The 8,885-nt window shown below is 55.2% G+C and carries 6 protein-coding genes and 1 pseudogene; 4 read left to right on the plus strand and 3 right to left on the minus strand.

The window, feature by feature from the left end:
* Positions 1-1,354, plus strand: a 1,354-nt coding sequence (locus AWJ19_RS01095; protein ID WP_198536443.1) for an S-layer homology domain-containing protein, incomplete at its 5' end; no start/stop codon positions are given.
* A gap of 71 nt (positions 1,355-1,425) precedes the next feature.
* On the opposite strand, the gene AWJ19_RS01100 is transcribed toward AWJ19_RS01095, so the two are convergent.
* Entirely contained in the window at positions 1,426-1,935 is a 510-nt protein-coding gene (locus AWJ19_RS01100; protein WP_068720826.1) for a GNAT family N-acetyltransferase, read from the minus strand.
* A gap of 773 nt (positions 1,936-2,708) precedes the next feature.
* Between AWJ19_RS01100 and AWJ19_RS01110 the strand changes: the two genes are divergently transcribed.
* Entirely contained in the window at positions 2,709-3,407 is a 699-nt protein-coding gene (locus AWJ19_RS01110) for a copper homeostasis protein CutC (RefSeq protein ID WP_068720832.1), read from the plus strand.
* A gap of 480 nt (positions 3,408-3,887) precedes the next feature.
* On the opposite strand, the gene AWJ19_RS01120 is transcribed toward AWJ19_RS01110, so the two are convergent.
* On the minus strand, positions 3,888-5,558 hold the full coding sequence (locus AWJ19_RS01120; RefSeq protein WP_068720834.1) for a helix-turn-helix domain-containing protein: 1,671 nt from the start codon (positions 5,556-5,558) through the stop codon (positions 3,888-3,890).
* Between the two features lie 138 nt (positions 5,559-5,696).
* Positions 5,697-6,722, minus strand: coding sequence for an ABC transporter substrate-binding protein (locus AWJ19_RS01125; protein WP_068720835.1), 1,026 nt, complete (start codon positions 6,720-6,722; stop codon positions 5,697-5,699).
* A gap of 342 nt (positions 6,723-7,064) precedes the next feature.
* On the opposite strand from AWJ19_RS01125, the gene AWJ19_RS01130 reads away from it, so the two are divergent.
* The gene (locus tag AWJ19_RS01130) at positions 7,065-8,129 is read left to right on the plus strand and encodes an SPFH domain-containing protein (protein WP_068720839.1); all 1,065 of its coding nucleotides are present in this window, start codon (positions 7,065-7,067) and stop codon (positions 8,127-8,129) included.
* 73 nt (positions 8,130-8,202) lie between these two features.
* Positions 8,203-8,885 (plus strand): annotated as a pseudogene (locus AWJ19_RS01135) (sugar kinase); the annotation flags it as partial.

Raw genomic sequence — 8,885 nt, forward strand, 5'->3', positions numbered from 1 at the left:
GCCAGCGCCGACAGTGACGCCGGAGCCGACGGTGACGCCAACGCCGACAGTGACGCCAGAGCCGACGGCAACGCCAGTGCCAACAGCGACGCCAGAGCCTACAGCAACACCAGTGCCAACCGCGCCGCCGGCAACAGTGTACGTACCTGCACCTGTGACCAACACAGTTGAAGGAGCTGTAATCAAGGTTAAGGCGCTGAAGCTCGATCCGGTGACCGGCATAGCTGCCGGGCTATCAATTACGCAAGAAGATCTCAATATAGCATTGGCTAATGCCAAAGCAGACAGCAATGGAATCAAGACCATAAGAGTGGAAGTGCCGGTTATGGCAGGGGGAAGCGGATATACGATTGAGCTTCCTGCCGCTGCACTGCGCTCGGATGCAGCAAATGTGCGAATAGAGGTCGTAACAGGCTTCGGTACAATACAGGTGCCTTCGGTGATGCTGGATAAGGCGGCTCAGGATGCCAAACGTGTTGAACTGACTATAGGCACTTCCGGCACCACCAAGCTTGATCCTGTTACCCAAAGTATGGCCGGCAGCAGACCAGCAATCAGTTTAGGTGTCAAAATAGACGGAACAGCAGAAGCTGAAAATAGCCTGAATGCACCAGTGGAGGTACGGATTCCATATCTTCCTTCGCTCCATGAACTGGTTACTTCCGAATACCTGACTGTCTGGCATGTTAATGCAGACGGAAAACCGGTTCAGATCAGGCACGCCAAATATGATGCTGTTAAAAAGGCGTTAGTATTTAACACTACTCAGCCTGGTACGTATGCTGTTGCCTACACCCATAAGAGCTTCAGTGATGTAGCACCGAATGCCTGGTACCAGCCAGCGGTAGAAACAATGGCCTCCAAGGGCTTCATAGACGGGACCTCGTCTACAGACTTTAGCCCGGACAGTACGGTTACGAGAATCGAGTATCTGGCGTGGCTGGTAAGAACACTGGGCCTGTCAGCGGAATTTGCTGCGAACTTCAGCGATATTCATGCAACTAACCAGTATTATGAGGAAATTGGTATTGCCAGAGCTCTCGGCATTACGGTAGGCTTCGACGGCAATTTCAATCCCGGTGCGGAGATCACCAGACAGGATATAGCTGTAATGACCATGAGAGCGTTGCGTGCAGCAGATCCGGCATTACAGACCGGTACCTCCGGAGACCTCAAGGAATTCACGGATAGCGGCCAAGTCGCAGCATACGCAGCGGAAGATCTGGCTGCAATGGTTGAGCTCGGCTTGATGAACGGGCAGGGCAATGCAGCCCTGAATCCTAAAGGAGCGACAACCAGAGCGCAGGCTGCGCAGGTGCTGTATAAGATTTATCAGCAGCAGCAGCTGCAATGATAGGCACCCGGTAATAAAGAAGCGGCTTTGTCCCGTGTTACGGGACCAAAGCCGCTTCTTTATGTCTGCTGCTACAGCTTCTTGTAATAAAGCACCGTTGTATCCAGTGTGCCCTCGGCAGAGATGGCAAAGTCCGGGATTCTACCGGCCTCTATGTATCCGCGCGAAAGATAGAGCAGGTTCGAGGGATCGCCTTCCCGCGTATCGAGGACGATCAGGGTCCGGCCGTGTGCAGCCGCGGCCTGCTCAGCCGCATCGATCAGCAGGCCTGCGATGCCCTTGCGGCGGTGAGCGGGATGAACCATCAGCTTGGCCAGCTCGGCCCGGTGTGCACCATTCGGCTTAAGCGCCAGATGGAGCTGAACGGTGCCGGCAACCGCTTCGCCTTCCATAGCAACCCAGAGCAGTACACCGGGACCGTGCACGCCCTGCCAGTATGCAGCGGCCTCATCCTCAGCGAGCGGCGGCAGAAAACCGATCGAAGCGCCGTCTTCCACGGTGTCGATCAGCAGCCTGCTTAATTTGTTCAGGACAGGCGGCGTTAAGCCGTCCAAAGGAATTACAGAAATAGTATCGCTCATGGTATAAGTCCTTTCTGATTATAAATGAAGGGCGGTAATCCCTTTAAATTTTACATAAGAATCATTATACCTGTGTCATTAAAGTTTACAAATATATTTTTTTGTCAGTGAAATGGTGATATATCTGCGTCACATATAAAGGTGATTCTGACGGGCTTTTTGACTCCTTAACCGGTTTGCGGAACAGGAGATGCTATAGTCTTGCAGCGATTTTTCTCATGCAGGGCCTCAGGTTATCCCTTATAATAAATGAAATTTAAAGCCTTCCAAGGGGGATGAAGAATGCGGCGGTGGAACAATCTCACGTATCAGAGCAAGCTAATGCTCGCCTTCGTCCTGTTAGGTATTATCCCGTCAATGGTGATCAGTACGATGGCTTATTGAAATCGGTCGGGACACTGGAAGCGCGGGTGAATGAGGATCTGGGTGTGATTGCCGGCCAGCTGAATGCAGCGTTCCAGCGGTTTTCTCTGTGCAGCCAGACTAATCATGGACAGGGAGCAGGGCTAGAGTGTGCCGGGTGTCGGACCGGAGTAACAGGCTGATTTTTGGAGGAAGAGGAAAGTGAAAGTGAATGTGGATGAGGATGAGGATGGGAGTGGGAATAGGAACGCTTCAGATAGCCGGCTGTTCTGCGAATGACCATGACCGGGAGCTATACCTGGTGTAGTATGGAAGGAAAAAGGGTTTTGCCGAGAATCGGATAGAACGGTATGAAGAAAGAATTTACCTAATAAATTTGCTGACCCTATATATAAGGAGCGAACTAAAAGATGCTGTTAGAGGTTATAGCCACAACTGTGAATGATGCGGTTACCGCCGAGCGCCACGGTGCCGACCGAATTGAGCTGATAACGGGGATGCTTGAAGGCGGCCTGACACCGAGCCTGGGGCTGATTGAAGCTGTACGGGAAGCTGTCTCGATTCCTGTGAGGGTGATGGTGCGCCCGCATGCGCAATCTTTTTGCTATGACGCGGAGGATGTTGCCTTAATGCTGCGGGACATCCGCCATATCCGGGCTGTTGGCGGTCTTTCACTGGTCATAGGGATGCTCCGCGTGGACCGTTCCATAGATAAGGAGCTGCTGGAGCGCGTGCTCGAAGCCGCAGACGGGATGGACATGACCTTTCACCGGGCGTTTGATGAAATTCCGGATCAACTGGCAGCACTGAACGTGTTGTCCTGCTACAAGCAGATTACGGATGTGCTGACTTCAGGCGGCAAGGCTACTGCTCCGGAAGGTGCGGAACGGATTGCTGTCCTTCAGCGTCTGTCCTCCATCCAGCGGCAGCCCTCAATTCTGGCCGGCAGCGGGCTGACTGCGGAGGGACTTAAAGATTTTCTTGAAAAAACGGCAGTAAGAAGCGTGCATTTTGGCTCTGCGGTAAGAGTAGACGGGAACCCGCTTAGACCGGTGGATCCCGGACGGCTTGAGGCTGTCCGGCAGATTTTGAATTTCTGGAAGAGGTGAGCTGCTTGTCAAAGTCAACACTGCATGAAAGTCTGAGGTGACAAACTGCTGGCCGGTGAGATCGGCAAGGTGGGGCTGCTCGGCTGGAAGGAGCCACTGGAATGGGGCCGGTAATTGAAGGGGCTGATGGTGAAGCTGCCTGATGCTGTCCGCAGGCGGGGGATTGTTGTGCTGAGGATTGAATACATCGCTTCGGAGCTGGCGAGATAGAATGATTGTGCACAAGCGTCTGTACACAGGGCGAAAGCGGTGCGAGGCGGAAATGAGAGGCAAAAATGCCTCTGATTTCGCCGAAAGCTGGCCTGTGGCGAAAATGAGAGGCAAAAATGCCTCTGAAATGGCCGGAGGCCGGCCCCAGGCGAAAATGAGAGGCAAAAATGCCTCTGAATGCGGCTAGCCGAGCACAACCAACGGTAAAAAATCCCGTTGTTGTCGGACCCTCGCTCAGCTGCAACAAGCCTCCGCCCGGGGGCTTACGCTTTACTGGGCGGCTCCATGCCCGCCCAGCACCTTCGGCAGCAGCGTGAGCAGCCGCTCGCGTGTGAGCGCGTCGCTGAAGTTCCATTTGCTGCTGTCCAGCAAATAGGCATGGCCCTGCTGCACGGCCGGCAGGCTGCGCCAGGCCGGGCTTTGGAGCAGCGCATCCATCGCTGCGCGGGAGTCTTCACGCTCTGGAACGAGCATGAAGACGCGGTCTCCCGCGTAGGTATGCAGCCGCTGCGGATCGACCTCGGCGAAGCCGAGCTCTGCGTCCAGCGCCGCCTGAATCTCCGCGGTCGGCCGGAGGCCACCTGGAGCATACAGCGCGCTGGACAGCCCGCTCAGACCCATGGCATACAGATGATTGCCATGGTCAAAGATCAGCGCCGAGGCGGTTTCGCCGGGCGAGAGCACGCCGCTGCCGTACAGCCGCTGCCACATGGCGGCGTTCCTGTCAGCGAAGCCGGCAAGCCAGGCTTCGGCTTCGCGCTGCTTGCCCAGCCAGCCGCCCAGCGTCCGCATGCGGTGCTCCAGCGGGGCGAACGAATCAAAGGTGAGGGCGGGGGCAATACCAGCGACCCGCTTGTACACCTTCTCATCGGGGTTGGCGATGATGATCAGGTCCGGGTGGAGTGAGGCCGTAAGCTGCGGATTCAGCGGGAATCCGACATTGGCCAGACTTTTCAGCCGGTGCTTATAGACGCTGTTCCTGGCAAATTCCTCGTCGCCGCCGACCGGCTTCACGCCGAGTGCGAGCAGGTCGCCGATCGTCTCGCCGTGGTAGACGATCCGCCTTGGCCGCTCCGGAATGTCCACCGTATGGCCAGTCCAATCCTGGACGGTGAGCTTCCCTCGCTTAGCTACGGCATATTGGCCGGGGGTAACCCCGGTAATCTGGCGGAAGCGGCGGCTAAAATAATATTCATCGGAGAAGCCGGTCAGCCGGGCGATTTCACGCAGCGGCTCTGCCGACTCCAGTAGCAGCTGCTGCGAGCGGCTGATGCGCAGCCCGGTCAGATATTCGAGCGGCTTTTGTCCGGTAAGCTTTTGAAAAAGCGGTGTGTACTGCCATAGCGATACTCCGGCCTGCTCAGCCAGCTGTTTGACTGTGATGCTCTCCATATAGTGCTCCTGCATATAACGGATGGTTCCTTCTACGGACTCTGCCGGACTCGGCGCCTCATCGGAAGGGTAGTTATGCTCCAGCAGCAGGAGCAGCAGCTCCTGAAATTTCAGCTGCTGCCTGTACAGCTGGACTTCACTGCGGTTATCCGGACCTGCCGTCAATTCTTCGGCGAGGCGGATGACCCGGGTGAACGGATGAACAAGCAGCTCTTGTCTGCCAGGGAGCAGCTCCTGCGTATAAAGCCCGGGCCCGCCGTCAATCTGGTAGATATTAAAGGAGAGCTGATAATAGTACAGCGTCGTTTCCGGATTAGCTGTTGTATATGTAGTTCCGGGAGACAGGAGAAAACATCTGTCTGCACTCAGATCAACTTTTCCGTCCGGGAGCGTAAGCTCGCCGCTGCCTCCGGTACAGATAAGCAGGAGATGGGTCTGCGCTGTCTGTGGCTCTATGCAGGACATGGCCGGCTGGACAGCCAGCATCGCATCTGTAAGCTGAAACAGCAACGAATGCAGCAGGGCGGGCGGCGTAGATGGTGGCAGCATGGACAGGCCTCCCTTATGTTAGTGAGAATGATTATCAAATAAATTCATTGTATCCAAAACAAAGAAGCTTATCAACGGATGTTGATAAGCTTTTTGCATTCGGAAGGCCGGGAACAGACCGGCCTGACTACAATTCGTTTATTTTCCGCCCATCAGACGCGGCAATTCTGTAAGCAGCCACTCCCTGGTCGAGGCGTCGGCAGAGGTTTTCATGATGTCCTGTGTGTAGACGTAGCCGTTTTTGACAGCCGGGAGGCTCTTCCAGATCTCGCTCTGTATCATAGCATCGGTGGATTGCTTGGCTTCATCAGCTACAGGAGTCAGGATAAAAATCCGGTCGCCCGCATACTGGCTGATTACCTCCATAGAGATTTCCAGGAAGCCGGTGCCCTCATCCAGCAGAGTCTGAATAGGTGCCGGAGCCTTGAAGCCGCCCTCCCCGTAGAGCACCTGCGACAGCCCGGTCGCAGCCATTACGAACAGCCGGTCACCCGGATAATAGGTGAAGACGGAGGCAGTCTCGCCTTCCTTCATGCCGGCAGCCTTCAGCTGTTCCCACATGGCAGTTTCACTGGTTTTGTACTGCGCCAGCCAGCTTTCCGCCTCCTGCTTTTTGCCCAGCAGCACGCCGAGCTCGGTCATCCGTTCCTCCAGCGGGGCGAAGGTGTTGAAAATAACCGTCGGCGCGATTTTGGACAAGGCCTCAAAATCTGCTTCATCCGTTCCGGCGTAGATGATCAGGTCAGGCTGAAGCTCCAGTGTTTTCTCCAGATTGATCGGGAAGCCGACATCTTCCACTCCCGCAAGCTTTTCCTCAAAAATCTGCCCTTCCCCCATAGATAGCGGGTAGCCGACGGCCTGTACGCCCAGCGCAACCAGATCGCCGTAGGTTTCTCCTGAATAAATAATGCGCTCAGGAGTTACCGGAATCTCGACTGTGTGGCCTATGTAATCTGTGTAGGACTGTGTCCCTGCTGCAGCTGCGGTGCCGGCGTCTGCGGAAGCCTCCGGAGATGGTGCTGCACTGGCAGCAGTATTGCTTGCTGTATCTGCGGCGTTGCCGGTTTCTGTCTGGGCGTTGTTGTTTCCGCAGGCAAGCAGAAGTGCGCTCATCAGGAAGATGACGCATAGAACGGCTAAGGGTTGTCTTGCTTTTTTCAACATAAAAGTACCTCCCCGATGAATTAAGATCTTTTTACTGAGAATCATTCTCGCTTGCACCATCATAAAATAAAGCTTTCTGCGGCTCAATGGACAAACACCGGCAACGGAATTGGTTTTGTACAAAACAGGCCGGAACAGGTGTGAACATAGACCACTGTATTTTAAAAGGGTATTCAGACCACACAGTGCAGATTGTCAGCTGACCATAATATTGTAGCGAACGTACATGGAGGGAATTTATTTTGAAAAAAATGTTATTAACATATTGATAATATCAATTGGGTGTGATAAAGTGTTGTTAATAACAAAGTGTTAATAACATTATTCCGGGAGGTAATGACCATGTTGGGATTCAAATTTGTGAAGTTTCAGCCCAGCGAGTACGTGCTTAAGGTGAAGAACGGCAAAGTGGTGCGTGAGGGAGTGGGGCTTTCTTTTTACTATTATGTGCCTACGACTTCCGTCATTGTGGTGCCTGTCTCCTCGATAGATGTCCCGTTCATGTTCGAAGAGATCACAGCTGATTATCAGACGGTAACGGTGCAGGGGCAGCTGACCTACCGGATTGTCGACTACAACAAAACAACGCAAATCCTTAACTACACCTATAATCTGAAAAAAAACACCTACCTGTCCGATGATCCCGGCAAGCTGGCCCAGCGGGTGATAAATATTGCCAAGGTTTTGACTAAAAAACAGCTGGAGCAGCTGCCGCTGCGCCAGGCGATCCAGTCGAGCGAACGGCTGGCCAAGACGATCACCCAGGAGATTGAGCGGAACGCGGAGATTGAGAAGCTGGGCATTGAGCTGATGGGACTGTCCATTCTGGCCATTGTGCCGAACAAAGAAACGCTCCGTGCGCTGGAGGCACAGGCCCGGGAGGAGATTCTCCGCAGTGCCGACAACGCGCTCTATGAACGCCGCAATGCGTCGATCGAGCAGGAACGCCGGGTGAAGGAAAACGAGCTGAATACCGAGATCGCTGTGGAGACGAAAAAGAAGCAGATCCGCCAGACCCAGCTGGATTCCGAGCGCTTTGTGAAGCAAAAGCAGAATGAGATGAAGGAGGAGCAGCTCAGCTTTGACACGGCACTGGAGGAGAAGAAGCAGGAGCTGATTGGCCTGACAGTCGCCAACCAGAAGGCAGAGGCAGATGCCAAAGCCTACGAGCTGTCGGCGGTGATGAATTCGCTGCAGGGCGTATCACCGAATGTGCTGCAGGCGCTCACCAATGTCGGCATGAAGCCGGATAAGCTGATCGCCATCGCCTTCCAGGAGCTGGCGGAGAATGCCGGCAAGATCGGGCAGCTGAACATTACGCCGGATCTGCTGCAGGGAATAATGGCCGGATCGCCAGGCGGCGCGGGCAGCGGTGCAGGTGCGGCTAGAGGAGCGGGCGGACGATGAGTAACGGACAGGAGTAGGTAATATTAACAGCTGGTGTGCGTCGGTTAGATGCGTAGAGAGGAGTTGGACGATGATGAGCAGCGGGGGACGGATGTCGGAGAACAAGATCGTGCTGGTCAAGCGCAAGACCCGGCTTGAGGAGCTGGTTGTCCGCTATAACACGGTCCAGCAGGCCCAGTTCTATATTGAGCGGCTGGGCGCAGACTTCAGTGATTATATAAGCGAGGATCTTACGTACCGCAAGGCGGTGGAGACGGCAGTTATCGAGCTGAGTGCACTGGGCCGGGTGCAGGTACTGGAACGGCAGCATGTGCCGAATTTTATTTTTGGCGATGAGGACACGGTAATCGTTCTGGGACAGGACGGTCTTGTGGCCAATACGCTGAAATATTTGCAGGAGCAGCCGCTGATCGGCGTGAATCCCGATCCGCAGCGCTGGGACGGTGTGCTGCTGCCGTTCACCGTCAACGACCTGCGGCTGCTGCTGCCTGAGGTCTTCCGCAGCCGCCGGCAGGTGCGTGAAGTGACACTGGCCAAGGCCGAGCTGAACGACGGCCAGAGCCTGTACGGCGTGAACGACCTGTTCATCGGCCGCAGGACCCATGTATCGGCGCGCTACCTGCTGCAGCACGGCGGCACCGCCGAGCAGCAATCCTCCAGCGGCATCATCGTGTCCACCGGCCTTGGCTCCACCGGCTGGCTGCGCAGCGTGCTCGCCGGGGCGGCGGGCATTACCCGCAGCGCCGCCGGGCTGGG

It is taken from the genome of Paenibacillus sp. DMB5 (assembly GCF_001517085.1).
Taxonomy (GTDB): Bacteria; Bacillota; Bacilli; order Paenibacillales; family Paenibacillaceae; genus Paenibacillus_AQ.

Bases quoted from the DNA above. Each gene is read 5' to 3' on its own strand.
- AWJ19_RS01100 (WP_068720826.1), bottom strand. From the start codon at position 1,935: ATGAGCGATACTATTTCTGTAATTCCTTTGGACGGCTTAACGCCGCCT.
- AWJ19_RS01110 (WP_068720832.1), top strand. From the start codon at position 2,709: ATGCTGTTAGAGGTTATAGCCACAACTGTGAATGATGCGGTTACCGCC.
- AWJ19_RS01120 (WP_068720834.1), bottom strand. From the start codon at position 5,558: ATGCTGCCACCATCTACGCCGCCCGCCCTGCTGCATTCGTTGCTGTTT.
- AWJ19_RS01125 (WP_068720835.1), bottom strand. From the start codon at position 6,722: ATGTTGAAAAAAGCAAGACAACCCTTAGCCGTTCTATGCGTCATCTTC.
- AWJ19_RS01130 (WP_068720839.1), top strand. From the start codon at position 7,065: ATGTTGGGATTCAAATTTGTGAAGTTTCAGCCCAGCGAGTACGTGCTT.